This is a genomic window from Aliirhizobium sp. YIM B11859, from assembly GCF_057163345.1.
The window spans coordinates 233,303-257,618 of sequence record NZ_JBXHAY010000007.1; the positions used below are offsets into that span (position 1 = coordinate 233,303).

Below are 24,316 nucleotides of genomic sequence, written 5' to 3' on the forward strand. Positions count from 1 at the left end.
GCAACCGGTGATGAGACGCTGCGACAGCGTGTCGAGCCGGCGCCGCAGCCGCCCAGCCTCAGTCTCCCTTGCCGGGTTCCGCGGAGAAATATTTCTCGTATTTGCCCGTCTCGCCGTCGACTTCCTTGGCGCCATCCATCGCATCACGCTTGATCGTGATATTCGGCCAGATCTGCGAGAATTCGGCATTCAGCGCCAGCCACTTGTCCAGCCCCGGCTCGGTATCGGGCTTGATCGCCTCGGCGGGACATTCGGGCTCGCAGACACCGCAATCGATGCACTCGTCCGGATTGATTGCGAGAAAATTCTCGCCCTCATAGAAGCAATCCACCGGGCAGACTTCCACGCAATCGGTGTATTTGCAGCGAATACAATTGTCTGTCACGACATACGTCATGCGGTACTCCAAAGATGCGGGATCGAGGGCAGTGGTTTGGGAGGGGATCCAGCAGCCCGAAGCCGAAGCTTGCGGACCGTTCTTCGCAGCCGCACTCGTTCGACTTTCGGGACAGTGAGGTAAAGCCTTTATTGCGGCTTAGCAAGAATAAAGCTTTTCCAAAAAGCCCTGTCGGAAGGCAGTTTTTCTAATCCTCGCGATACTCGGCGTCGAAGCCACCCGCATCGGGGACAAGCCTGTCGGTCTCGCGCCGCTCTTTCTTGGTGGGGCGACCGCTACCCTTCGCCCTAAGCGCCTGCTCCAGCGCCGTCAGCCGATCTGTTACTTCCTTCGGCGGCGTAAGATCCTCGTAGAGAAGCTTGGCTTCTTCGTAAGGGCCGCGCCGCTCGCCGCAGGATTTGACCATCAGAATGATGTCGCGCCGTTCCAGCGCCATCTCGATCCTGTCGCCGGGCTTCAGCTGAAAGCTCGGCTGACGGATGGAAGTGCCGTTCACTTTGACGTGCCCGGAATTCAGCAGCCCTTGTGCCAATGATCGCGACTTCACCATGCGGGTGAAGAAAAGCCACTTGTCGATCCGTTGTCGCGTTTCTGCTTGTGGCTTTTCTGTCATTGGCAAAAGGTCTTATTTCTTCATCTGCTCCTTGAGAGCAGCGAGTTTGGCGAAAGGAGAATCCGGATCGAGCGGCTTTTCCTTGCGCGGTGGCTTGGCTTCGAAACGCGCCGGCTGATTGTTTTTTGCACCACGCTCCGGACGTGGTCCATTGTCGTTGCGCTCGCCGCGGAAAGGACGATCACCGGACGGGCGCTTGTCGCCGCGCCCATTGTTGTTGCGGTCGCGATCGCGGCCCTGTCCGTGACCCTCGCGCTTTTCCTGATCGCCGCGCTCACCGCCGCGGCGGTTGTCACGACGGCCCTGCGGCGCATTCTCGCCACCGGCATTGCGCTGGCCACCACGTTCGCCCCGGTCACCCTGTCCACCACGGCGATCGCCATTCGGACGTGCGCCGCGCTGGTTATTTTCGCGACCACCGCCCGGACGCCACAGAAGAACGGGCTTCGGCTCCTCGGCTTCGGCAGGCTGCTCGCCTTCGACGGCAACCGGCACTTCGGTGGCTTCAACAGCCGCCACCTCGGCAACAGCCTCGACTGCAGGTTCTGTAGCGGCTTCTTCCGAAATCTCGGCCGGGGCCGCATCAACGGCAGCCTCTGCGGATGCAGGTTCAACAGCGTCGTCACCCGTCGCATCTTCGGCGGGTGCCTCGACCACCGCAGCGTCAGCCGTCACGGCTTCGGCAGCGGCCGGTGCTGCTGCGCCATCAGAACCGGCGAGATAGGCCTGCGCCTCTTCCGCCGTAACCGAATCTGCGCGGTAACCGAGACCCTTGAGGATCTCTTCCATATCGTCTGGCGTTGCGCCGAGAATAGAGAGCATCGCCGTCGTCGTTGTGAAACGGCGGCCGTCATAAGCGCCTTCAGGGCGCGGGCTGCCCGCCTTCCACTGCAAAAGCGGACGGATGAGATCGGCAAGACGCTCGAGAATGTCGACGCGCACGGCACGCTTGCCGAGGAAACGGAAACCGGCCAGCTTGTAGAACATCCGCTCGAAGGACGGATCGGCGACAACCGACGTGCGGCCTGCCGCAAGTGCCGGAATGAGATCGCCGTAACCCGGCTTGTCGAGACCGTCGTTCTTCAGCGCCCAGAGCAGCGTGATGAGCTCGGCTGGAGCCGGTTTCAGCAGCGCAGGCATGAACACGTGATAGGCGCCGAAACGGATGCCGTAGCGACGCATCGAGGCACGCGCATCCTGATCGAGCGATTTTACGTCTTCCGACACGTCGCGACGGAACAGGACGCCGAGATTTTCGACGAGCTGGAAAGCCAGCCCCTTGGCAAGACCCTGCAGGTCTTCGGCACGCGACAGGTCGTCGAGCGGCTTCAGCACCGTTGCGATATGATGATTGACGAAGCGCTCGATGCGCGCCGCCACATGTTCGCGGGCATTGCCGGTCAACTGCTCGTCCGACAGCAGGATGACGCGCGGACGCATGACATGTTCGCTTGCGGCCAGACGTCCGACCGGATCGCCGAGCCAGCGTACGAAACCGTCGGATCCGACGGCAAGATCGTTATTGCCGGACGCGTATAGCCGTGCGGCGCGCGCTTCGAACTCGAGCGCTAGCGCCTTTTGCGACGCGGCCTGGACAGCCTTGGCATCCGGTCCTTCTGTCCCGGAGACCGGGGTAAAGCGGAAACCCGCCAACTGTCCGACGTGATGTCCTTCGACAAAAACATCGCCATTCACACTGATTTCAGCTTCCAGCATCGCATTCTCTCTTAGGCGCTTCATGAGCACAGATGTCCTGCGATCAACAAAGCGTTTCGTCAACCTTTCATGTAGCGCGTCCGACAACCTATCCTCTATTTCCCGTGTCTTTTCTTGCCAGTGTGTCGGATCGGCAAGCCAACCGGGCCGGTTGGAGACATAGGTCCACGTCCTGATCTGCGCGATTCGGGCAGATAGAGTGTCGATTTCGCCATCGGTACGGTCAGCCCGGCGAACCTGCTCCGCCATGAAGTCGGCATTCACCGTACCGTTGCGCACAAGATCGAAGAAAAGCGTCGAAATAAGGTCCGCATGCTGCGCCGGCGCTATTCTGCGATAATCCGGCAATGCACAGGCATCCCAAAGCTTCTCGACCCGTTCCGCGGTGTTGGCGATATCACGCACTTCCGCATAACGCGAAAGATGATCGAACGCCTGGCTGTCGGTCGCCGGCAGGGCGCGGGTCAGCCCCCGGACGGTTGGCGCGACATCGAGGCTGTTGCGCAGGTCCTGAAGCGAGGCAAAATTCAGGTTTTTGGATCGCCACTGCAGCACCTTGACGTTGTCGAACTGATGGCTCTCGATCCGTTCCACCAATTCGTCGTCGAAAGGCGCCACCTGTCCCGTCACCCCGAATGTGCCGTCGCGCAGGTGCCGCCCGGCACGCCCGGCGATCTGCCCAAGTTCGCCGGCATTGAGATTGCGGAACTGGTAACCGTCGAACTTGCGGTCCTGAGCAAAGGCGACATGGTCGACATCGAGATTGAGGCCCATGCCGATCGCATCGGTGGCCACCAGATATTCGACATCGCCTTCCTGATAGAGACCGACCTGGGCATTGCGGGTGCGCGGGCTGAGCGCGCCGAGCACGACGGCAGCACCTCCCCGCTGGCGGCGGATCAGTTCGGCGATCGCATAAACCTCGTCGGCGGAAAACGCCACGATCGCGGTGCGCTGCGGCAGGCGGGTGATCTTTTTCTGGCCGGCATAAAAAAGCTGCGACAGCCGCGGACGCTCGATGATCGTGATCCCCGGCAGAAGACTTTCCAGGATCGGCCGCATCGTGCCCGCACCAAGCAGCAGCGTCTCGTCGCGCCCACGCAGGTGGAGAATGCGGTCAGTGAAAATGTGGCCGCGCTCCAGGTCGCCGGCAAGCTGCACCTCGTCGATGGCAACGAAGGACGCCTTTGTCTCGCGCGGCATAGCTTCCACGGTACAGACCGAATAGCGCGCCATATGCGGCGTGATCTTTTCCTCGCCGGTAATCAGCGCGACATTATGATGCCCGACCTTTTCCACCAGCCGCGTATAGACCTCGCGCGCCAACAGCCGGAGCGGCAGGCCGATCACGCCTGATCCATGCGCCACCATGCGTTCGATCGCGTAATGGGTTTTGCCGGTATTGGTTGGCCCGAGCACGGCAGTCACGCCGCGCCCGCTGAAAATCATGGGCTGAGAATTCAAAGCGAAGTTCCGCGTCCTAAATCACTTGCCAGGCTTGCCGCCTCGGAAGTCTTGCAACACATGGCGACGCGGCACGGCAAACGCAAGGAAAAACAGGACCAACCGATCGAAAACCCGATGGTGAAATACCACTCTGGAACAGATGCGAACGAATCAGCGACGAATCGAAGACTCCGCCGATTCACGCTCTGTTCTCACAATATACGGCCAACCACAGGCGCATGGACACAATATCTTGTGGTCCGGCAGCAATCCACATGGGTGACACCGGGATTCGCTGCGGGACTCGTTTGCCCTAAAGAGTCAACGGGCGTTTCTATTCAGTCTGAATGTCGACCGATTTCCGCCGGCTGATGCCTCCGATGTTCGGCCGCATTTAACCTTTCCCGTTAACATCCCGTAACACAGAGTGAAATTCGCATTCACCAACACATGGAACAAAAGTTCCACCGCCACGTTTTGACCGCGAAATTCATCCCGCCTTCAGGGAAGTGGAGATAGACAATGCTCGGAACGATACTGCTTATTATACTCATCCTGATGCTGATCGGCGCTCTGCCGAGCTGGGGCCACAGCCGAAACTGGGGTTATGGTCCCTCGGGAGGATTGGGGCTTGTCGTTCTTATCATCATCATCCTGCTCCTGATGGGCAGGATCTGATCGGTCAACGTGGAAGGGAAGGAAACCGAAACATGAAGAAGATCATTCTGATGGCCGCACTCGTCGGCGCACTCGCATCGTGCACGTCCACCGAAAAGGGGACGGCCATTGGTGCAGCATCCGGCGCAGTCATCGGCGGCGCAGTCACCAATAGCTGGGGTGGCGCAGCCATCGGTGCAGTCGGCGGCGGTCTGGTCGGCGCGGCTATCGGTGAATCCCAGAAGCACAGGGGCTATTGCGTCTATCGCGACCGCTACGGCCGCACCTACGAAGCCCGCTGCCGCTAAGCGCGGAAGATATGTTCAAGTCAGGACCGGCGTCGAGAAATCGACGCCGGTCTTAACCTTTGCGGGTTTCACCTCAGATTTGATCATAAGCAGAACGAACAGCTGACGAATCGGCGACATCGCAGCTTTCACGGTTTGTTTCCCGCAAGATATTGTTATTTAATCAATATTTAACCATAGGCGAGATTTGGCCAAACGTTACGAAAGCTCCGTCCGTTAACGTTTTCACCCACCGATATGCTGGCCGCCATTGGCGCTGAGCGTCGAGCCGGTGATGAAGCCGGCATCGTCGGACGCCAGAAACAGCACGCAACGGGCGATTTCCTCTGGCGTTCCAAGCCGTCCGACCGGAATCTGCGGCAGAATCTTTTCCTCCAGCACCGGAGTAGGAATGGCCCGCACCATGTCGGTTTCCGTATAACCCGGGCAGATCGCGTTGACCGTGATGTTGCGCGAAGCTCCTTCCAGCGCCAGCGCCCTGGTAAATCCGAGGTCTCCCGCCTTCGATGCGGAATAATTGACCTGGCCCAGTTGCCCCTTCTGTCCGTTGATCGAGGAGATGTTGATGATCCGCCCGAAACCGCGCTCGCGCATTCCCGGCCAGACCGGATGGGTCATGTTGAACAGGCCGTTGAGATTGGTGCCGATCACGTCATTCCACTGTGCAAGCGTCATTTTGTGGAACATGCCGTCGCGGCTGATCCCGGCATTGTTGACCAGTATGTCGATCGGACCGAGCTCCTTCTCAACCCGGGCAATCCCTGCCTCGCAGGCACTGTAATCCGACACATCCCACCGGAAGACCGGAATGCCGGTAGACTGGTTGAAGCCCGCGGCTCTTTCCTCGTTGCCGTGATAGCTCGCGGCAACCGCATATCCCGCTTTGGCGAGCGCCACGCAGATCGCCGCGCCAATTCCGCGCGTTCCGCCGGAAACGAGTGCAACCCGCCCCATCACTTCTCCTATCACTAATAAGCCGCCACGATCGACTTACGGACGTTCCAGGCACATGGCAACACCCATGCCGCCGCCTATGCACAACGTCGCCAGTCCCCTGGCGGCCCCGCGTCGTTTCATCTCGAACAGCAGCGTGTTGAGAATGCGTGCGCCCGATGCACCGATCGGATGACCGATGGCGATCGCACCGCCATTGACGTTGACGATGTCAGGATTGAGGCCGAGTTCGCGGGTGATGGCGCAGCTCTGTGCCGCAAATGCCTCGTTCGCCTCGATGAGATCGAGATCACCGACCGTCCAGCCGGCCTTGTCGAGCGCCTTTCGGGATGCCGGAATTGGCCCGGTCCCCATGATCTGCGGATCGACGCCGGCCGTCGCCCATGATGCGATGCGGGCCAGCGGCTCTATGCCCCGGCGCCGGGCTTCATCCTCGCTCATCAGCACGACGGCAGCAGCACCGTCATTGATGCCGGACGCATTGCCGGCCGTCACCGTGCCGTCCTTGTCGAAGGCAGGCCGAAGCCTTGCCAAAGCCTCGAGCGTGGCGCCCGCCCGGATATATTCGTCCTGATCGACCGTCACGTCGGCCTTTCTGCCCTTGATCACGAAGGGCAGGATCTCGTCGCTGAACCGGCCGGCCTCCTGGGCCGCCGCCGCCTTGTTCTGCGAGGAAACCGCATAGGCATCCTGTTCCTCCCGCGACAATTGCCACTGGCGGGCGATGTTTTCGGCGGTGATGCCCATGTGATAACCGTAAAAGGCATCGGTCAGGCCGTCCTTGATCATCGTGTCGATCATCTTGAAGTCGCCCATCTTCACCCCGCCGCGCAGATGCGCGCAATGCGGCGCCATCGACATCGATTCCTGGCCGCCGGCAACAATGATCCTCGCATCGCCCATGGCGATCTGCTGCATGCCGAGTGCCACTGCACGAAGGCCCGAACCGCAGAGCTGGTTGACACCCCAGCCGGTTGCCTCTTTCGGCACGCCCGCCTTCATCGCCGCCTGCCGCGCCGGGTTCTGCCCCTCGCCGGCCGGCAGCACCTGCCCGAGGATCACCTCATCGACTTCGGCAGCATCGACGCCGGCACGATCAAGCGCGCCGGCAATCGCCGCGGCACCGAGTTCGTGGGCGGCGACATTGGCGAAAGCACCGTTAAACGCGCCGACGGCGGTACGGCCGGCCGACGCGATGACGATGGCAGGATTGGGCATGGGTTTCCTCCGGCATTGTTTGGTCGGACACTGGCAAAGCTTCGCTGCAGTGTCAAATGGACGCGGCGACCGCGCCGTTATCGACTATTTGCTGCGCAACAAGATCTTCGTCGCGGCGCACAAAAACATTGTCTATTTGAATGTTTTGAGCTTACATTTCCGATGGGAGAAGGTTGGGCATCTGCTCAAAAAACATAAATTCTATGCTTTAGGGAGGCAAAGCCATGGCAAAAGCCGAAGGCGAAACGATCATCAAGAAATACGCCAATCGGCGGCTCTACAATACCGGCACCAGCACCTATGTGACCCTGGAGGATCTCGCCAAGATGGTGAAGAAGGGTGAGCAGTTTTCCGTGCAGGACGCCAAGACCGGCGAGGACATTACCCATGCGGTACTGACCCAGATCATCTTCGAACAGGAATCGAAGACTGGTAACACGCTGCTTCCGGTATCGTTCCTGCGCCAGCTGATCTCGTTTTACGGCGACCAGATGCAGATGGTCGTACCGACCTTTCTGGAACAGTCGATGCATGCCTTCACCGAACAGCAGGTGCAGATGCGCGAGCAGATGACCCGCGCGTTCGGTGAAACGCCGCTCGGCAAGAACCTGCAGACGCCGATGCAGATGATGGAGGATCAGGTGCGCCGCAACACCGACATGTTCCGCCAGGCGATGCAGATGTTCGTCCCCTTTGCCGCCACGCCGGCCGAAGGCCCCCAGCCGAAAAAAGCGGAGGCACGCGACATCGACGAACTGAAGGAACAGTTGCGCAACCTGCAGAGCAGACTGGACAATCTCGGCGCCTGAGAAGAACGGGCATCCGAAACAGGGCAACAAGCGCGCAACAAAAAAGGCCGGAAAAACCGGCCTTTAAAGCATGCACTCAAACGAAAACGCTTATGCGCTTTCCTTCGGCGTCAGAACCTGGCGACCGCGATACATGCCGGTCTTCAGGTCGATATGGTGCGGACGGCGAAGTTCGCCGGAATTCTTGTCCTCGACGAATGTCGGGGTGGCCAGCGCGTCGGCGGAGCGGCGCATACCGCGCTTGGACCGGCTAACTTTTCTCTTCGGTACTGCCATTTTCGTTACTCCACTTCGTGCAAACGTAATTATCCGGCCAAGTGAGGCCGAACCCATCACGTCTCGATCTCGGAAATTTGGCTGGCTTATACATGTGGCCCAGGGCTTTGACCAGTCCCCAAACTGATTTTTTCACGTCCAGCGAGAATTTCAGTTTGGGTGAGAAACTGCGGAAAACAGAAGGCGTGATATCTAGGCCTCGTCTGCGGGCACGATCCACGTCTCGGCAAGTGCCGCCGTCTCCCACGCCTTCCATGCCGGATGCGCCTTCATCGCCGCCATATAGGCAAGCACCGCCTCGTCGGACACCAGATCATAGGCCTCGAAACGATTGACGACCGGCGCAAACATTGCGTCAGCCGCCGAGAATGCGCCGAAGAGATAGGGACCGCCCGAGCGCACCGTCAGTTCGGTCCAGATCGCTGAAATGCGCTTGACGTCGGCATCGATGCCCGCCTGCACGTCCCCTGGCAGATCGAGCCTGCCCTTTGGCCGGCGGATGTTCATCGGGCAGGCATTGCGCAATGCCCGGAAGCCCGACAGTATTTCCATCGAGACCGAACGCGCCACGGCGCGGTCGGCGGCAGCCTTCGGCCAGATCGCCTTGTCCGGAAAAAGCTCGGCGATATATTCGATGATCGAAAGCGATTCCCAGACGCGGAGTTCGCCATGGTGCAGCGCCGGCACCCGACCTGTCGGAGAAATCTCGCGGAATTTCGGATTTCCGCCGTTATCGTCGAAGGGGATCAGCACTTCGCGGAACGCGACACCCGCCGCCGTCACCGCGATCCACGGCCGGAACGACCAGGATGAATAGTTCTTGTTGCCGATATAGAGTGTGAGTTCGCTCATCAAAGCCTCCGCATGTCGAGTTCACGCTACAGGCATCGGGCGCTTCGCTCCAATGAATAGGCTGGAACCTACCCATAAATGCATTTGATATACTCGCCGGAATTGCGCGCCCGCCGGTCGATGATCGCCGCCAGCCGACGCATGCCGCGCCCCGGCTTGCTGGCGATACGGGTAAACGGATTGGGCAGCGCCACGGCAAGCAGCGACGCCTGACTGGCGCTGAGCCTTGCCGCACTGGTCTTGAAATAATGCTGCGACGCCGCCTCCACGCCGTAAATGCCCGGCCCCCATTCGGCGACATTGAGATAGATCTCCATCATCCGCCGCTTCGACCAGACCGTATCTGCGGCTATCGCCAGCGGCAGTTCGAGAATTTTGCGCACGAAAAACCGGCCGTTCCACAGGAACAGGTTTTTCGCCGTCTGCATCGAGATCGTGCTGGCGCCGCGGGTTGCCTCGCCATCCAGCGCATCCTGCATGACGCCGCGCATCTGCCGCCAGTCCACACCGTTATGCGAACAGAACTGCCCGTCCTCCGACATCATCACCGCCCGCACCAGATTGGGGGATATCTCGTCGAGATCCACCCAGCGCCGGTCATAACCGCGCAGCAGGAACAGTTCCGACAGCATCAGCGTCGATACCGGTCGGGTGAAGGGCAGCGCGTAAACGGGGATCAGCAGATAGGGCAGGACCAGCAGGACTGCGAGCACCAGCATGACACGTCGAACAATATGCGAAAGCGATCCCGCTTTTTGCCGGCGCGGCATGGCGGGTTCCTCTTCCTCGGCCAGTTCCTCGGCTCTTCGCTCCGGCGTCATATCCAATTGCAGGTTCCCCTTGCCCCATCTTTCTTAGCCACTCTAACGCCTTAAGACGAGTCTGGCTCCAAAACTTCCTGTGGGCCAAAACTTCCTGTCAGGGCGGTGAATCCCGTTGCCAGCGCTTGGCTGGCATGCAAGACAGCGGCACATGAGCACAGCAAGCACCGAGCCGACGTCTTTCGAGACCCGACTGAAACAGAGCGCCGTCGAAACGGAAGCGCTGCTGATGCAGCTTCTGTCTCCCGCATCACTGCAGGACGAGATCGCCCGGCCGGAAAACCTGCTTTCGGCCATGCGCCACGGCACGTTGAATGGCGGCAAGCGGTTACGCCCCTTTCTCGTGATCGAAAGTGCTGCGCTGTTCGGCGATCATCGCCAGGTGGCGATGCGCATCGGCGCCGCGCTTGAATGCCTGCATTGTTATTCGCTGATCCATGACGACCTTCCGGCCATGGACGATGACGACCTGCGCCGCGGCCAGCCGACCGTCCATAAGGCTTTCGACGAGGCGACCGCCATCCTCGCCGGCGACAGCCTGCTCACCTATGCTTTCGATATCATCGCTGCCCCGGAAACTGCACTTCCGGCGGAAAACAGGATTAAGCTGACACTGATGCTCGCCCGTGCTGCCGGCGTCGGTGGCATGGCTGGTGGACAGGCGCTTGACCTGGCCGCCGAAAAGACAGCCCCGGATGAAGCGGGCATCCGCAGGCTTCAGGCGATGAAGACCGGCGCGCTGCTGCGGTTCGCCTGCGAGGCAGGCCCGGTCATTGCCGGTGCAACCGATGACGAACGCCAGCGCCTGCGTGCCTTCGGTGAAAAGATCGGCCTTGCCTTCCAGCTGGCAGACGACCTGCTCGACGTCACCTCCGATGCCGCAACGCTCGGCAAGGCCGCCGGCAAGGATGCCGGTCGCGGCAAGGGCACGCTGGTCGGCCTGCATGGCGTCGAATGGGCGGAAAAGCAGCTCGACATGCTGACCGGCGAAGCCGTTTCGCTGCTCTCGCCTTATGGCGAAAAGGCTGGCATTCTGCAGCAGGCCGCACGTTTCGTCGCCAACCGGAAGAGCTGAATTCGGGCAGCAAACCCCGAAAGTCGCGAGGGGGACCCATGCCGGATATTTCGACCTACCTGCCCTATATCTGGCCAGCCTACATGGCCTATCTGATCACTGTCCTGAGCCCCGGCCCCGCCAATCTGGCCATCATGACGACAGCGATCTCGCAAGGCCGCCGCGCCGGCCTGCTGATCGCGCTCGGCGTTTTCTGCGGCTCGCTGACCTGGGCCTGCGCGGCGGCGCTCGGCCTTGCTGCCCTGCTGCGCACCTATGCGGTGGCGCTGGAAATCATCAAGATCCTCGGCGGCCTCTACCTCATCTACCTCGCTTGGAAGGCCTATAAATCGGCCCGCAGGCCGGATGGCGACATTGCATTCAACGAGGCGAAGGCGCAGCAGACGGCAGGCCAGCTCTGGCTGCGCGGTTATGGTATCCACATCACCAATCCGAAGGCGATCTTCGGCTGGCTGGCGGTCATTTCGCTCGGCTTGCCGGCCAATGCGCCGCCTTCTGCCGTGGCCTTGATCGTTTCGATATTCAGCGCCTCGAGCCTGACCATCTTTACCGGTTATGCCGTCCTTTTCTCGACACGGCATGCCCTGCGCATCTACCGCGCCGCGCGGCGCTGGATCGAAGCGACGATGGCCATATTCTATTCGCTTGCCGGCATAAAGCTGCTGACCAGCCGCATCTGACTTCACATCCGCAAAACACGACAGCCCCGCGCACCGGATAGGCGCACGGGGCTGTCGTGCAGCTGATGAATGTCTGATTACTTCTGTTCGATCGGTGCGATCGCCACTTCGACGCGACGGTTCTGGGCGCGACCATCCGGCGTTGCATTCGTCGCAAGCGGCTGCGACGAACCGAAGCCCATCGTCGACATGCGGCGTTGGTCGACACCACGACCGCCGAGATAGTTGGCAACCGAAGCGGCGCGGCGCTCCGACAGACCCTGGTTATGCTGTGCGCTGCCGGTCGAATCGGTGTGACCGTTGACGTCGATATAGGTCTTGCCGAACTTGTTGAGCACGATCGCAACCGAATCGAGCGTCGCGTAGAATGGCGGGATCACCTGATCCTGGTCGGTCGCGAAAGTGACGTTCGACGGCATGTTGAGGATGATGCGGTCGCCCTGGCGGGTCACCGAAACGCCGGTTCCCTGCAACTGCTGGCGAAGCTCGGCTTCCTGCCGGTCCATGTAATTGCCGATCGCGCCGCCGGCGAGACCGCCGATCGCAGCACCGATCAGGGCATTGCGGCCCTTGTTGCCGCCGCCGATCAGAAGACCGCCGACCGCGCCGAGACCGGCACCGATGGCAGCGCCGCCAGCCGTGTTGGAAACCTTCTGCTCGCCCGTATAGGGATCGGTCGTGGTGCAGGCGGAAAGATAGGTGGCGCACAGCGCAACCAATGCGAACTTCTTGATCATTCGAATCGTTTTCCCCGTCGTCTGAGATGATCTCCATTTACCACAAAATACGGCAAAACGAGGAAAGCTTGTGCTTTCTCCCCGTCGTTGGCCACCAACGGGGATCCGGCATCATCCGCAATCGCCGTCATGCAGCGGGCGGCAGGATTTCGATCTGGTTGCGCAAACCGCTGGCAACGATGGCCGGCACGTCCGGCGCCGTCATCGGCGGAAAGCTTGTCTGGTGAAGCGCGGTCTTCTCGCCGACATCGACGAAAAACGCCTCATGCGCGCTGCCCGGCGAGTTGATGATCAGCATCCGCGCATCGGTTTTTCCGGGGTTGCGGAAAGCATGCACCGTGCCGGGCACGATATGCAGGGCTTCGCCCGGTCCCTTCAGATGCCAGGCACCATCGAGAAAGAACTCGTACTGGCCTTCCAGCACATAAAAGGCCTCGTCATCCGCCTGCCGGTGCATCGGCGCGCCTTGACCCGGTGCCGTGCGGTTCTCGATCAGGGTGAACTTGTCACCCGTCACCGCACTGCGGATATGGAAGGTCAGCAGGTTGCCGAGAAAATGGACCGTCATCGGTCCTTGGTCGTGGGAATTGACCTTTGCGGTCATCGTCGTCTTGTCCTCTTCTGGATTTGTGATACGATCGCCTCTTAATGAGACGAATTTCTCATAAAGGAAATGCGATGACCGGTCAAGTATTACGCGAAACCAAGTTCGAAAGAATCAACCAGAAGAAGAGAACGCGAACCGAACTTCTGAGAACCGCCCGCAAGATGATCAAGGAAGGCGTGTCCTTTTCGGTGGCAGACGTGGCCGATGCATCGGGAATTTCCCGCGCCACCGCCTATCGCTATTTCTCCAAGCCGGACGACATGCTGCGCGAGGCGGCGCTGGATGCGGTGGCGGAACAGGTGCATCTGTCGGAAGAGATCGCCAAAGGCGGCACGGTCGAACAGCGTCTCGACGACATGGTCGGCCAGATTTTTCGGATGGTGGCGGAAAACGAAAGCGTCTTTCGCGCCTTTCTGGCGGCAGCCGCCACCAATGACCGGATCCCCCGCACCGGCCGCCGTCTGCCATGGCTCGCCGAAGCCTTGCAGCCGATCGAGGCCAAGTTATCGAAACCGGCCTACGACGATCTGCTCGCCGGCCTGTCGCTGCTCACCGGCATCGAGGCAATCGTCGTGCTGCGCGATGTCTGCGCCATGGATATCGAAAGGGCGGAAAAGGTCGTGCGCTGGTCGGCCCAGGCAATGCTCGCAAAGGCGCTGGCGGAGGCCTGACGCCTCCACCCTCGGACAAACCGATAATGGGGATTATTCGGCGGCCGTCCGGTTCTGGCCGAAACGGTTTTCGATATAGTCGATGACGAGCTTTTCGAAATCGCCGGCGATATTCGGGCCTTTCAGCGTCATCGCCTTCTTGCCGTCGATGAAGATCGGGGCGGACGGCGTTTCGCCCGTGCCCGGCAGCGAAATGCCGATATCGGCATGTTTGCTTTCGCCCGGCCCGTTGACGATGCAGCCCATCACCGCGACGTTGAGCGCTTCCACGCCCGGATATTTTTCCCGCCAGACCGGCATGTTCTTGCGGATATCGGCCTGGATCTTCTGGGCGAGTTCCTGGAACACGGTAGACGTCGTGCGACCGCAGCCCGGACACGCGGCAACCACCGGAATGAACTGGCGAAAACCCATGACCTGCAGGATTTCCTGGGCCACCTGCACTTCTTTCGTCCGATCGCCATTCGGCTCCGGCGTCAGGGACACGCGGATCGTATCGCCGATCCCGTGCTGCAGCACGTAACCCATGGCAGCCGACGAAGCGACGATGCCCTTCGACCCCATGCCGGCCTCGGTCAGGCCCAGATGCAGCGCATGGTTGGAGCGTTCGGCCAGCATCGAATAACAGGCGATCAGGTCCTGCACCTGGCTGACCTTGGCCGACAAAATGATCCGGTTGCGCGGCAGGCCGATACTTTCGGCAAGCTCGGCGGAAATCAGCGCCGACTGGACGATCGCCTCATGCATGACCTGACGCGCAGAAAGCGGCGAACCGGCCTCGGCATTACGGTCCATCAGCGTCGTCAGCAGATCCTGATCGAGCGAGCCCCAGTTGACGCCGATACGCACCGGCTTGTCGTAGCGGATCGCCATCTCGATGATGTCGCCGAACTGCTTGTCCTTCTTGTCCTTGAAGCCGACATTGCCCGGATTGATGCGGTATTTCGCCAAGGCTTCGGCGCAGGCCGGGTGATCGGCAAGCAGCTTGTGGCCGATATAATGGAAATCGCCGATCAGCGGCACATCCATGCCGAGGCGAAGCAAGCGCTCGCGGATCTTCGGCACGGCAGCGGCACTTTCATCACGATCCACCGTGATCCGCACCAGTTCCGAACCGGACTTGTAGAGCGCCGCGACCTGCGCCACCGTCCCGTCGATATCGGCCGTATCCGTATTGGTCATCGACTGCACGACAACCGGCGCACCACCACCGACAATGACACCACCCACATCGACCGCAACGGTCTGACGGCGCGGCTTGGGATCAAAGTCAATCGGTGAGGTCATGGTCGCTTCTCGGTACCTTCAAGCGGAGTTGCATTTCAGGTGGCGTATGCATTGCCGCTTGTCAACCATCCACCTGAGGCAGTTTTGCGACAGACCGTCACCAACAATCGATTCCCCTCAATGGTGCGCACCATCCGCATGCCGGGCAAGCTTCGAGACCAGAAGCACGACGACGAGAAAACCCGACAACGCAAGGAATATCCGCCCAAGTCCCGTATGTTCGGCAATAAAGCCGATCACCGACGGCGCCACCAGAATGCCGGAGTAACCCATCGTCGTGACCACAGACAACCCGACACCGGCGGCCATGCCCGGCAGATTGCCGGCCGCCGAAAACACGATCGGCACCATATTGGAAATGCCGATCCCGGCCAGCGCGAAGCCGGCAATGGCAACCGTGGTATTCGGCGCCGACCCGATGATCGCCAGACCGCAGATCGCAATCGCCCCGCAGATTCTGAGCGTCATGACGGCACCCAGCCGGTCGCGGATCAGGTCTCCGGCAAACCGCATCACCGCCATGGTGAAGGAAAACCCGGCAAAGGCGAAACCGGACAGCGCAACCGAGGCGCCAAGCTCGTTGCGCATATAAAGCGCGCCCCAGTCGAGGATTGCGCCCTCCGGTATCATGCAGAACAGCGCGACGAGGCCGATCAGCCAGGGCAGAGGCGACATCGGCAGCCGGCTTTTGGCGCCATCCTTGTGTTCGTCCGGATGCGGCGCATCATGCAGCACGATCGGCCAGGCAACGGCCAACATCACCGCCGCAAGCAGCGTGACGACCAGAACATGCGGCATAACCCCGAGCCACTGCATCAGGAAACCGCCGGTGGAGGAACCGAGAAGCCCGCCAAGGCTCCAGAAGGCGTGGCAGGACGACATGATCGCCCGGCGCATGTGTTTTTCGGTGGCGACCGCATTGGCGTTCATCGCCACGTCCATTGCCCCGAACAGACCGCCGAAGAAGAAGATCGCGATCGCAGCGCTCCAGATCTCGCCCGTCAGCGACAGGATCAAAAGCATCGGCGTCAAAAGCACGGCGGTGAATTTCGATACACGGTTGGAGCCGAACCGGGCGATCTGGCTGCCCGCGATCGGCATCAGCACGATCGAGCCGAGACCGAAAACGAGAATCATCAGGCCGAGCGATTTTTCGCTCAAGGCAAGACGCGATGCGAATTCCGGGATCTTCGGCGCCCAGGCGCCGATCAGGAAGCCATTCATCAGAAACAGCAGCGCGACACCTGCCCTCTCCCGGGTCAGCATCGGCGGCCTTGTCCTCGTGGCCGTGTTCAACGAGATGGTATCCATGGATCCTCCAGATCGGCGCAACTTATTTCAATCGATTTAGATTGCAATCTGGCGCTGCTTTCATCGCCGTCACGATTTATGTGCCTTGTTCATCTCAGCCAATGCGGATGAACGATGTCATGGCGATGACGAAGCCGATTGCAATTGTGCGGAAATCACGTAGAGCGTGAGCCCAACAATCGTCCTGAGGCGCCAAGATCCGGCGTGACACCCTTGAAAACCAGCACTGCCAGCGGCATCCTTTTCGTCAGCGCATCCTATTTCCTGTTCACCCTGCATGATGCGGTGATCAAGCTGCTCGTCACCGATGTCAGCGTCTGGCAGATCCTCTTCTTCCGCAGCCTCGTCATTTTTGCCGCCTGCATGGTGATCGGCGGGCGCGGCTTTGCCGGCCGGTTGATCACGTCGCCGATTATCAGGTCGATGGCCGTCCGCAGTCTTTTCCTGCTGACTGCCTGGCTTGCCTATTACACCGCGGCGAAATCCCTGCAACTCGCCGAACTGACGACGATCTATTATGCAGCCCCGATCGTCTCCACCCTGCTCGCCATCCCGCTTCTCGGCGAAAAGGTGCCGACAGCGCGCTGGGCGGCGATCATCCTCGGTTTCGTCGGCGTCATCGTCGCCAGCAATCCGGTCGGGCTGGCAATCTCGCTGCCGGTCGGACTGGCGCTTCTTGCCGCCATCCTCTGGGCCAGTGCAAGCGTGCTCCTGCGCAAGACGGCGATGCATGAGAAGACGCTGGTGCAGATGGCCCTGACCAACGGTTTCTTCGTGCTGCTCACCTGCACCATGGCCTATCTGAACTGGCAGCCGGTGACCTTGAAAAGCGCCGCCCTGCTCATCCTTGTCGGCATGCTGGGCGGTGGCGCCCAGGCAAGCCTGTTCGAGGCCATGCGCCGCGCCCCGGTCTCGGTTCTTGCACCCTTCGAATATTCGTCGCTGATCTGGGCCTTCCTGCTCGGCTATGTCATCTGGCAGGATATTCCGGCAAGCAATGTGGCGCTCGGCGCTGGCTTGATCTTCTGTGCCGGCCTGCTGATCGTCTCGACCGAAAGGCTGGCGGCAAGGCGCTACCGCCTCGCCCGGCCGGAAAATGCCTCGAAAGAAGACGTGACGGGCGCCTGAAGACGCCCGTCGTAAATCACGATCAGCTGCCGTAGACGATCAGCAGATCCTTGGCGTCGATCTGGTCGCCGGCCTTCACCAGAACTTCGGCGATCACGCCGTCCTTTTCGGCATGCAGCGCCGTTTCCATCTTCATCGCCTCGATCGACAGCAGCACGTCGCCGGCCTTGACCGATTGGCCGGACGCCACCGCGACGGTCGAGATCACGCCCGGCATCGGCGCGCCGAGATGCGCGGCATTGCCGGTTTCTGCCTTGCGGCGCACGGCACTCGATGCCGCCCGGTTGCGATCCGGCACCTTGATGCGGCGCGGCTGTCCGTTCAGTTCGAAGAACACCGTCACCATGCCCTGCGCATCCGCGGCACTCATCGCCTGGTTGACGATGACCAGCGTCTTGCCGCGTTCGATATCGGCAAACATTTCCTCGCCATCGGCCAGCCCATAAAAATAGGTGGGTGTCGGCAACACGGACACCGGACCATAGGTCTCGGACGCCAAAGCGAAATCGGTGAACACTTTCGGATACATCAGATACGAGGCGAACTCGAAGTCATCGACCTTGCGACCGATCTTCTCCTCGATATCCTTGCGCTCCTTGGAAAGATCGGCCGGAGCGAGAAGCGAACCGGGAACCGCCGTATAAGGCTTGTCGCCCTTCAACGCCTTTTTCTGGATGGCTTCCGGCCATCCGCCCGGAGGCTGGCCGAGATCGCCCTTGAGCATCGACACGACGGAATCCGGGAAGGCGATATCCTTGTCCGGGTTCTCGACATCCTCGACGGTCAGGTCCTGGCTGACCATCATCAGCGCCATGTCGCCGACCACCTTGGAGGAAGGCGTCACCTTGACGATATCGCCGAACATCTGGTTCACGTCGGCATAGGTCTGCGCCACCTTGTGCCACTTGGTATCGAGCCCCAGAGATCGCGCCTGTTCCTTCAGGTTGGTGAACTGGCCGCCCGGCATTTCATGCAGATAGACTTCCGACGCCGGTCCCTTGAGGTCGCTTTCGAAGGCTGCATACTGGTTGCGCACCGCCTCCCAGTAGAACGAGATTTTTCTGATCCATTCCGGATCGAGACCGCTATCCCGCTCGGAACCGGCAAGTGCTTCGACGATCGAGCCGAGGCAGGGCTGCGACGTGTTGCCGGAAAACGCATCCATCGCAGCATCGACCACATCGACACCGGCATCGACCGCCGCAAGCACGGTGGCTGCCGAAATGCCCGACGTGTCATGCGTGTGGAAATGGATTGGCAGCGAGGTTTCTTCGCGCAGCGCCTTGAACAGCACCCGTGCCGCAGCCGGCTTCAGCAGGCCCGCCATGTCCTTCAGCGCAATGATATGGGCGCCGGCCTTTTCCAGTTCCTGCGCCAGGCCGACATAATATTTGAGGTCGTATTTCGGCCGCGCCGCATTGCCGAGATCGCCCGTATAGCAGATCGCCGCCTCGCAGAGCTTGCCCTCTTCGTTCACCGCATCCATCGACACGCGCATGTTGTCGACCCAGTTGAGGCAGTCGAACACGCGGAACACATCGATGCCGCCCTTGGCGGCCTGGGCGACGAAATATTTGACCACATTGTCGGGATAATTCTTATAGCCGACGCCGTTCGCCCCGCGCAAAAGCATCTGCAGCAGGATGTTCGGTGCCGCCTCGCGGATCAGCGCCAGCCGCTCCCACGGGTCCTCGGTGAGGAAGCGCATCGAGACGTCGAATGTCGCGCCACCCCAGCATTCCAGCGAAAACAGGTTTGGCAGCGCCCGGGCATAAACGCCGGCAACCCGCGCAATGTCATGGGTGCGCATGCGGGTGGCAAGCAGCGATTGATGCCCGTCGCGCATCGTCGTGTCGGTGATCAGCGCCCGGCTTTCGCCACGCATCCATTCGGCAAATTTTGTCGGGCCGAGCTCGTCGAGCTTCTGCTTGGTGCCGGCCGGGATTGCGCCCTCGATGAACGGCAGGACCGGCTTCGCCACCTTGTCCGACGGCACCGGCCGGCCCTTGGTTTCGGGATGGCCGTTGACCGTCACGTCGGCGAGATAGGTGAGCAGCTTGGTCGCGCGGTCGGCACGCTTCACCTGCTCGAACAGTTCCGGCGTCGTGTCGATGAACCGCGTCGTATAGGTGTTGTCGCGGAATTTCTGATGCCCGATGATCGCTTCGAGGAAGGTAAGGTTGGTGGCCACCCCGCGGATACGGAATTCACGCAGCGCCCGGTCCATGCGGCTGATCGCTTCCTGAGGCGTTGAACCGGAAGCCGTCACCTTGACCAGCAGCGGATCGTAATAACGGGTGATGATCGCACCCGTATAGGCCGTGCCGCCATCGAGACGGATGCCGAAACCGGCAGCCGAACGATAGGCGGTAATGCGGCCATAGTCAGGAATGAAATTGTGCTCCGGATCTTCCGTCGTGATGCGGCACTGCAGGGCATGGCCGTTGAGGCGGATATTCTCCTGCGCGGGCACACCCGAACCCGGCGTGCCGATCGCGAACCCTTCGAGAATGTGGATCTGCGCCTTGACGATATCGATGCCGGTAACGACCTCGGTCACCGTATGCTCGACCTGGATGCGCGGATTGACCTCGATGAAGTAGAATTTGCCGGTATCGGCATCCATCAGATATTCAACTGTGCCGGCGCCGATATAATTCGTCGCCTTGGCGATCTTCAGCGAATAATTGGCAAGCTCGGCCCGCTGCGCTTCTGAGAGATAAGGCGCCGGCGCCCGCTCGACGACCTTCTGGTTGCGCCGCTGGATCGAGCAGTCACGCTCGAACAGATGCACGACATTGCCGTGCGTATCGCCCAGAACCTGACTTTCGACGTGACGGGCCCGCTCGACCAGCTTTTCAAAATAGACCTCGTCCTTGCCGAACGCGGCCATCGCCTCGCGCTTGGCCTCGACCACCTCGCGGGCGAGATCCTTCGGATCACGGATGGCGCGCATGCCGCGGCCGCCGCCGCCCCAGGAGGCCTTGAGCATCACCGGATAACCGATCTCCTCGGCCAATCGCGCCACTTCCGTCATGTCTTCGGGAAGCGGCCCGGTTGCTGGCACCACCGGCACATCGACGGAGATCGCCAGATTGCGGGCAGCCACCTTGTTGCCGAGCTGGCGCATCGTGTCGGGCCGTGGGCCGATGAAGATGATACCGGCCTCATCGCAGGCATCGACGAATTCTGGGCTCTCGGACAACAGGCCATAACCGGGATGGATGGCATCGGCGCCGGAAAGCTTGGCGACCCGGATCACTTCCGGGATCGACAGGTAGCTTTCGATCGGCCCGAGATCCTTTTTCAGATGCGGCCCGCGCCCGACCTGATAACTTTCGTCGGCCTTGAAACGATGCAGCGAGAGCTTGTCTTCCTCGGCCCAGATGGCGACCGTCTTGATCCCCAGCTCATTGGCGGCGCGGAAAACGCGGATCGCGATTTCGGATCGGTTGGCAACGAGAATTTTCGATATCGGCAACACAGCCTCCCCGGCCCACTGTCAAAATATTGCGCTGCAAAGAGATCAATATCCCTGAAATTACGCAAGTATAAAGTTCGGCGAATGCGGAGGGATATGGCCGCACCCGGAAAAGAAATCAGGAAATCAGCGCCAGCCTGAATGCGAGAGCGATCAGATGCTGACGGTTGCTGGCACCGAGTTTTTCGTGCAAGCCATTGATGTACCAGTCGACCGTGTGGCTGGAAATATCCAGCTGCTTGGCGATCTCGTTGGAGGTCAACCCGTTGGCGAGCAGAAGCGTCACCTCCATCTCGCGCCGCGTTAGCTGGATATCGACCGTCGCCGGGTTCTCGAACACCTCGGCCAGATGACCAAGTTCGAGAAGCTTCCAGAACACGGCCTTGGCGGCAGCATCGAACACATTCAGTTCGGCCGGCGACAGATCGACCGGCTGGCCGCCGACCGCAAGGCTTCCGAGCAGACCGGTGCGGCCATGGATGGGAAACAGATAACCATCGTGAAGCCCGTGCCGCGCCGCTTCCTGCGTCATGCGTTTCATCCGCTGGCGATGCGGGTCGGCCTTCAGGGTCAGCAGCGCATCCTTCCAGCGGAACGGGCGCTGCGCCGTGCGAAGCCATCGCAAGGTCGGGTCGATCAGCGAATATTTTCGCTGCGAATAGACCTCGGTCCAACCTTCCGGCCAGCGTGCGGAAAGCACCGATCGTTGCAGGTTCAGCTGCGGCAATGGCTGGATGACCACCGCATAAAAATCAAAATTATAGGAGCTGACGAGGCTTTCCAACCTGGCGGCCGCCTGTTCCGGGGTTTTCGCTTCTTGAAGCAACACCAGGAACTCGACAATCAAGGTAATATTCAACACTGCCCCCGAGCCTGAGTCGGCTAGCTTAAATTTTTCATTTCGCAATCGCCTGCATTATTAACACCGGCGGTTAGCATTCATTGAAACGGAACAGCCAAATCTAGCAATGTCCTAACGCAATTAACTACGAATACGTGCATCGATGACTTTCTACACCAGCCACCATCATGGCACAATCGACGCCGGTATAAAGGCTTGGAATCGCCCTCTATTGTCCATAAAGCTCATCTACCCAGATAAGGGTGATGATGACGGAAGAGGTTGAGCGGTTTGACACTATTTCAAGTTTACGCACGGGCACTCGGATACCTTGCCAAAAACAAGTGGCGGGTGGCCGCCATTGTCGTTGCCAACGTCGTTCTGGCCGTCATCACAATCGCGGAGCCGATCCTGTTCGGCTGGATCATCGATGCGATATCGTCAGGTGGGGCAGTGACCCACGTCCTGATGCTATGGGCTGGCTTCGGCGTTTTCAACACCATAGCTTACGTTCTTGTTGCGCGTGAGGCGGATCGGCTTGCCCACGGACGCAGAGCCTCGTTGCTGACGGAGGCATTCGGCCGCATCATCTCGATGCCGCTCTCCTGGCATCACCAGCGCGGCACGTCGAATGCACTGCATACATTGCTGCGCGCCTCGGAGAGCCTGTTCGGCCTCTGGCTCGAGTTCATGCGTACCCATCTGGCAACCGGTGTCGCGTTATTGCTGCTGATACCGACGGCCATTTCCATGGACTGGCGCCTCAGCATCGTGCTTCTTCTGCTCAGCATCTTCTACTGGGTGATCGGCGTTGCGGTGATGAAACGCACCAAGGAAGGCCAGGCATCGGTTGAGAGCCACTATCACCAGGTCTTCTCGCATGTCAGCGATTCGATCAGCAACGTCTCCGTGCTGCATAGTTATAACCGCATCGAGGCCGAGACCCAGGCACTGAAATCCTACACGAAGGACCTGCTTGAGGCTCAATACCCGGTTCTCGACTGGTGGGCTCTGGCGGGCGGTCTCAACCGCACCGCCTCGACGGTCTCGATGGGCGTCATCCTCGTCATCGGCACCATGCTCGTGCAGCGCGGCGAAATCCGCGTTGGCGATGTCGTTGCCTTCATCGGTTTCGCCAACCTTCTGATTTCCCGCCTCGATCTGCTGCGCCAGTTCGCCACGCAGATCTTCGAGGCACGTGCCAAGCTCGAGGATTTCTTCATCCTCGAGGATTCCGTCGACGACCGCACCGAACCTGCCGATGCCGGCGAATTGCGCGACGCGAGCGGCGAGGTCGAATTCCGCAACGTCTCCTTCGGCTTTGCCAACACCAAACAGGGCGTGCACGACATTTCGTTCATCGCCAAGGCTGGCGAGACGGTTGCGATCGTCGGCCCGACAGGTGCCGGCAAGACGACGCTGATCAATCTGCTGCAGCGGGTCTACGATCCGCAAAAGGGCCAGATCCTGATCGACGGCATCGATATCTCGACCGTCACGCGCAAATCGCTGCGCCAGCAGATCGCCACCGTTTTCCAGGATGCCGGTCTCTTGAACCGCTCGATCAGCGAAAATATCGGCCTCGGCCGCGAAGGTGCCACCGACGACGACATCATCAAGGCGGCACAGGCGGCCGCGGCCACCGAATTCATCGAAACCCGCCTCAATGGTTACGAAACGCCGGTCGGCGAACGTGGCAACCGGCTCTCGGGCGGCGAGCGCCAGCGTATCGCCATCGCCCGCGCCATATTGAAGAACGCCCCGATCCTGGTTCTCGACGAGGCGACAAGCGCGCTCGACGTCGAAACCGAGGCACGGGTGAAGGTGGCGATCGACAAGCTGCGCCAGGACCGCACGACGTTCATCATCGCTCACCGCCTGTCGACCGTACGCGATGCCAACCAGGTGATTTTCCTCGAGGCCGGTCGCATCGCCGAAATGGGCAGCTATGACGAACTCAGCCATCTCGGTGGCCGCTTCGCTTCATTGCTCAGGACCAGCGGTCTGCTCGATGACAGCGAAGACGACGATGCTGCGAAGAAGGGCAAGAAGCCGGAAGCTTCGCCGAGCCCGGCGTGACCTTGCGTTATCACCGATAGGCAGAGGCCTGCAGCTTGAACAGCTTCAGGCCTTTTTCTTTTCAAGTCGGGCGACATTCCCTCCGCCGTTATGGCCGGCACAAGGCCGAGGATGACGCCGACAGGACGATTGCCCGCGAAACAGCACTGATGACGGGGATAAAATCACCCCACGCCGCACAAAACACCTCTCCCAATCAACACCTTGCCTAAAAACTCCATCCTCCTTCATCCCCGCCCCCAGCAACCCGGCGTAACCTGATCCCGTCATCGAGCAGGGGGCCGGGTCGCGAACCGGACACCTACGGAAGAAGATCCGGCGCACGGTGATGGTTGTAAGGCGTGGAGGACCA

22 protein-coding genes are annotated in these 24,316 nt (G+C 60.4%); 8 read left to right on the forward strand and 14 right to left on the reverse strand.

Features of this window, described 5'->3' with window-relative positions; genetic code table 11:
• Window positions 1-58: 58 nt before the first annotated feature.
• The 3 genes from fdxA to AC2GXZ_RS24585 form a co-directional block, all read right to left on the reverse strand.
• On the reverse strand, window positions 59-397 hold the full coding sequence (fdxA, locus tag AC2GXZ_RS24575; RefSeq protein ID WP_483761845.1) for a ferredoxin FdxA: 339 nt from the start codon (window positions 395-397) through the stop codon (window positions 59-61).
• A gap of 187 nt (window positions 398-584) precedes the next feature.
• Window positions 585-1,010 carry an RNA-binding S4 domain-containing protein gene (locus AC2GXZ_RS24580; RefSeq protein ID WP_483761846.1) on the reverse strand — a complete coding sequence of 142 codons (426 nt, stop codon included), beginning with the start codon at window positions 1,008-1,010 and terminating at the stop codon, window positions 585-587.
• A 12-nt stretch (window positions 1,011-1,022) separates the two neighbouring features.
• Entirely contained in the window at window positions 1,023-4,175 is a 3,153-nt protein-coding gene (locus tag AC2GXZ_RS24585) for a helicase-related protein (protein WP_483761975.1), read from the reverse strand.
• A 519-nt stretch (window positions 4,176-4,694) separates the two neighbouring features.
• Here AC2GXZ_RS24585 and AC2GXZ_RS24590 point away from each other — a divergent pair.
• Together AC2GXZ_RS24590 and AC2GXZ_RS24595 are read left to right on the forward strand one after the other, a co-directional pair.
• Window positions 4,695-4,850 (forward strand): DUF3309 family protein, encoded by a 156-nt coding sequence (locus AC2GXZ_RS24590; RefSeq protein WP_483761847.1) that lies wholly within the window; start codon window positions 4,695-4,697, stop codon window positions 4,848-4,850.
• Window positions 4,851-4,882: 32 nt separating this feature from the next.
• A complete protein-coding gene (locus tag AC2GXZ_RS24595; RefSeq protein ID WP_483761848.1) occupies window positions 4,883-5,137 on the forward strand; it encodes a YMGG-like glycine zipper-containing protein in 255 nt (84 codons plus the stop codon).
• Between the two features lie 225 nt (window positions 5,138-5,362).
• On the opposite strand, the gene phbB is transcribed toward AC2GXZ_RS24595, so the two are convergent.
• The gene (gene phbB, locus AC2GXZ_RS24600; RefSeq protein WP_483761849.1) at window positions 5,363-6,091 is read right to left on the reverse strand and encodes an acetoacetyl-CoA reductase; all 729 of its coding nucleotides are present in this window, start codon (window positions 6,089-6,091) and stop codon (window positions 5,363-5,365) included.
• Between the two features lie 36 nt (window positions 6,092-6,127).
• The gene (locus tag AC2GXZ_RS24605; protein ID WP_483761850.1) at window positions 6,128-7,309 is read right to left on the reverse strand and encodes an acetyl-CoA C-acetyltransferase; all 1,182 of its coding nucleotides are present in this window, start codon (window positions 7,307-7,309) and stop codon (window positions 6,128-6,130) included.
• A 224-nt stretch (window positions 7,310-7,533) separates the two neighbouring features.
• Between AC2GXZ_RS24605 and phaR the strand changes: the two genes are divergently transcribed.
• The gene (gene phaR, locus AC2GXZ_RS24610; RefSeq protein ID WP_483761851.1) at window positions 7,534-8,118 is read left to right on the forward strand and encodes a polyhydroxyalkanoate synthesis repressor PhaR; all 585 of its coding nucleotides are present in this window, start codon (window positions 7,534-7,536) and stop codon (window positions 8,116-8,118) included.
• A 90-nt stretch (window positions 8,119-8,208) separates the two neighbouring features.
• Here the strand turns inward: phaR and rpmF are convergent, their stop codons facing one another.
• From rpmF to mtgA, 3 genes are all read right to left on the reverse strand, one after another.
• Window positions 8,209-8,394, reverse strand: coding sequence for a 50S ribosomal protein L32 (gene rpmF / locus AC2GXZ_RS24615; protein ID WP_112458846.1), 186 nt, complete (start codon window positions 8,392-8,394; stop codon window positions 8,209-8,211).
• Between the two features lie 192 nt (window positions 8,395-8,586).
• On the reverse strand, window positions 8,587-9,246 hold the full coding sequence (locus tag AC2GXZ_RS24620) for a glutathione S-transferase family protein (protein ID WP_483761852.1): 660 nt from the start codon (window positions 9,244-9,246) through the stop codon (window positions 8,587-8,589).
• Window positions 9,247-9,314: 68 nt separating this feature from the next.
• Complete coding sequence (mtgA, locus tag AC2GXZ_RS24625) at window positions 9,315-10,016, reverse strand: monofunctional biosynthetic peptidoglycan transglycosylase (protein WP_483761976.1); 702 nt, start codon at window positions 10,014-10,016, stop codon at window positions 9,315-9,317.
• Window positions 10,017-10,218: 202 nt separating this feature from the next.
• Between mtgA and AC2GXZ_RS24630 the strand changes: the two genes are divergently transcribed.
• Window positions 10,219-11,142 (forward strand): polyprenyl synthetase family protein, encoded by a 924-nt coding sequence (locus AC2GXZ_RS24630; RefSeq protein ID WP_483761853.1) that lies wholly within the window; start codon window positions 10,219-10,221, stop codon window positions 11,140-11,142.
• Window positions 11,143-11,180: 38 nt separating this feature from the next.
• Window positions 11,181-11,822, forward strand: coding sequence for a LysE family translocator (locus AC2GXZ_RS24635; protein WP_483761854.1), 642 nt, complete (start codon window positions 11,181-11,183; stop codon window positions 11,820-11,822).
• A 77-nt stretch (window positions 11,823-11,899) separates the two neighbouring features.
• Here AC2GXZ_RS24635 and AC2GXZ_RS24640 read toward each other — a convergent pair whose 3' ends face one another.
• Together AC2GXZ_RS24640 and AC2GXZ_RS24645 are read right to left on the reverse strand one after the other, a co-directional pair.
• Window positions 11,900-12,559, reverse strand: coding sequence for a YiaD family glycine zipper/OmpA-like lipoprotein (locus tag AC2GXZ_RS24640; protein ID WP_483761855.1), 660 nt, complete (start codon window positions 12,557-12,559; stop codon window positions 11,900-11,902).
• Window positions 12,560-12,686: 127 nt separating this feature from the next.
• Complete coding sequence (locus tag AC2GXZ_RS24645; protein WP_483761856.1) at window positions 12,687-13,163, reverse strand: cupin domain-containing protein; 477 nt, start codon at window positions 13,161-13,163, stop codon at window positions 12,687-12,689.
• A 74-nt stretch (window positions 13,164-13,237) separates the two neighbouring features.
• Here AC2GXZ_RS24645 and AC2GXZ_RS24650 point away from each other — a divergent pair, with 74 nt between their 5' ends.
• Window positions 13,238-13,837 carry a TetR/AcrR family transcriptional regulator gene (locus AC2GXZ_RS24650; protein ID WP_483761857.1) on the forward strand — a complete coding sequence of 200 codons (600 nt, stop codon included), beginning with the start codon at window positions 13,238-13,240 and terminating at the stop codon, window positions 13,835-13,837.
• Window positions 13,838-13,870: 33 nt separating this feature from the next.
• Here AC2GXZ_RS24650 and ispG read toward each other — a convergent pair whose 3' ends face one another.
• Together ispG and AC2GXZ_RS24660 are read right to left on the reverse strand one after the other, a co-directional pair.
• A complete protein-coding gene (ispG, locus tag AC2GXZ_RS24655; RefSeq protein ID WP_483761858.1) occupies window positions 13,871-15,124 on the reverse strand; it encodes a flavodoxin-dependent (E)-4-hydroxy-3-methylbut-2-enyl-diphosphate synthase in 1,254 nt (417 codons plus the stop codon).
• Between the two features lie 117 nt (window positions 15,125-15,241).
• The gene (locus tag AC2GXZ_RS24660; protein WP_483761859.1) at window positions 15,242-16,435 is read right to left on the reverse strand and encodes an MFS transporter; all 1,194 of its coding nucleotides are present in this window, start codon (window positions 16,433-16,435) and stop codon (window positions 15,242-15,244) included.
• 204 nt (window positions 16,436-16,639) lie between these two features.
• Here AC2GXZ_RS24660 and AC2GXZ_RS24665 point away from each other — a divergent pair, with 204 nt between their 5' ends.
• Window positions 16,640-17,563, forward strand: a complete 924-nt coding sequence (locus AC2GXZ_RS24665) for a DMT family transporter (protein WP_483761860.1) — start codon at window positions 16,640-16,642, stop codon at window positions 17,561-17,563.
• Window positions 17,564-17,585: 22 nt separating this feature from the next.
• On the opposite strand, the gene pyc is transcribed toward AC2GXZ_RS24665, so the two are convergent.
• Complete coding sequence (gene pyc, locus AC2GXZ_RS24670) at window positions 17,586-21,044, reverse strand: pyruvate carboxylase (protein ID WP_483761861.1); 3,459 nt, start codon at window positions 21,042-21,044, stop codon at window positions 17,586-17,588.
• 118 nt (window positions 21,045-21,162) lie between these two features.
• A complete protein-coding gene (locus tag AC2GXZ_RS24675; protein WP_483761862.1) occupies window positions 21,163-21,903 on the reverse strand; it encodes a LuxR family transcriptional regulator in 741 nt (246 codons plus the stop codon).
• Window positions 21,904-22,176: 273 nt separating this feature from the next.
• Here AC2GXZ_RS24675 and AC2GXZ_RS24680 point away from each other — a divergent pair, with 273 nt between their 5' ends.
• Window positions 22,177-23,964, forward strand: coding sequence for a glucan ABC transporter ATP-binding protein/ permease (locus AC2GXZ_RS24680; RefSeq protein ID WP_483761863.1), 1,788 nt, complete (start codon window positions 22,177-22,179; stop codon window positions 23,962-23,964).
• Window positions 23,965-24,316 lie beyond the last annotated feature (352 nt).

Bases quoted from the DNA above. Each gene is read 5' to 3' on its own strand.
- fdxA (WP_483761845.1), bottom strand. From the start codon at position 397: ATGACGTATGTCGTGACAGACAATTGTATTCGCTGCAAATACACCGAT.
- AC2GXZ_RS24580 (WP_483761846.1), bottom strand. From the start codon at position 1,010: ATGACAGAAAAGCCACAAGCAGAAACGCGACAACGGATCGACAAGTGG.
- AC2GXZ_RS24585 (WP_483761975.1), bottom strand. From the start codon at position 4,175: ATGATTTTCAGCGGGCGCGGCGTGACTGCCGTGCTCGGGCCAACCAAT.
- AC2GXZ_RS24590 (WP_483761847.1), top strand. From the start codon at position 4,695: ATGCTCGGAACGATACTGCTTATTATACTCATCCTGATGCTGATCGGC.
- AC2GXZ_RS24595 (WP_483761848.1), top strand. From the start codon at position 4,883: ATGAAGAAGATCATTCTGATGGCCGCACTCGTCGGCGCACTCGCATCG.
- phbB (WP_483761849.1), bottom strand. From the start codon at position 6,091: ATGGGGCGGGTTGCACTCGTTTCCGGCGGAACGCGCGGAATTGGCGCG.
- AC2GXZ_RS24605 (WP_483761850.1), bottom strand. From the start codon at position 7,309: ATGCCCAATCCTGCCATCGTCATCGCGTCGGCCGGCCGTACCGCCGTC.
- phaR (WP_483761851.1), top strand. From the start codon at position 7,534: ATGGCAAAAGCCGAAGGCGAAACGATCATCAAGAAATACGCCAATCGG.
- rpmF (WP_112458846.1), bottom strand. From the start codon at position 8,394: ATGGCAGTACCGAAGAGAAAAGTTAGCCGGTCCAAGCGCGGTATGCGC.
- AC2GXZ_RS24620 (WP_483761852.1), bottom strand. From the start codon at position 9,246: ATGAGCGAACTCACACTCTATATCGGCAACAAGAACTATTCATCCTGG.
- mtgA (WP_483761976.1), bottom strand. From the start codon at position 10,016: ATGCCGCGCCGGCAAAAAGCGGGATCGCTTTCGCATATTGTTCGACGT.
- AC2GXZ_RS24630 (WP_483761853.1), top strand. From the start codon at position 10,219: ATGAGCACAGCAAGCACCGAGCCGACGTCTTTCGAGACCCGACTGAAA.
- AC2GXZ_RS24635 (WP_483761854.1), top strand. From the start codon at position 11,181: ATGCCGGATATTTCGACCTACCTGCCCTATATCTGGCCAGCCTACATG.
- AC2GXZ_RS24640 (WP_483761855.1), bottom strand. From the start codon at position 12,559: ATGATCAAGAAGTTCGCATTGGTTGCGCTGTGCGCCACCTATCTTTCC.
- AC2GXZ_RS24645 (WP_483761856.1), bottom strand. From the start codon at position 13,163: ATGACCGCAAAGGTCAATTCCCACGACCAAGGACCGATGACGGTCCAT.
- AC2GXZ_RS24650 (WP_483761857.1), top strand. From the start codon at position 13,238: ATGACCGGTCAAGTATTACGCGAAACCAAGTTCGAAAGAATCAACCAG.
- ispG (WP_483761858.1), bottom strand. From the start codon at position 15,124: ATGACCTCACCGATTGACTTTGATCCCAAGCCGCGCCGTCAGACCGTT.
- AC2GXZ_RS24660 (WP_483761859.1), bottom strand. From the start codon at position 16,435: ATGGATACCATCTCGTTGAACACGGCCACGAGGACAAGGCCGCCGATG.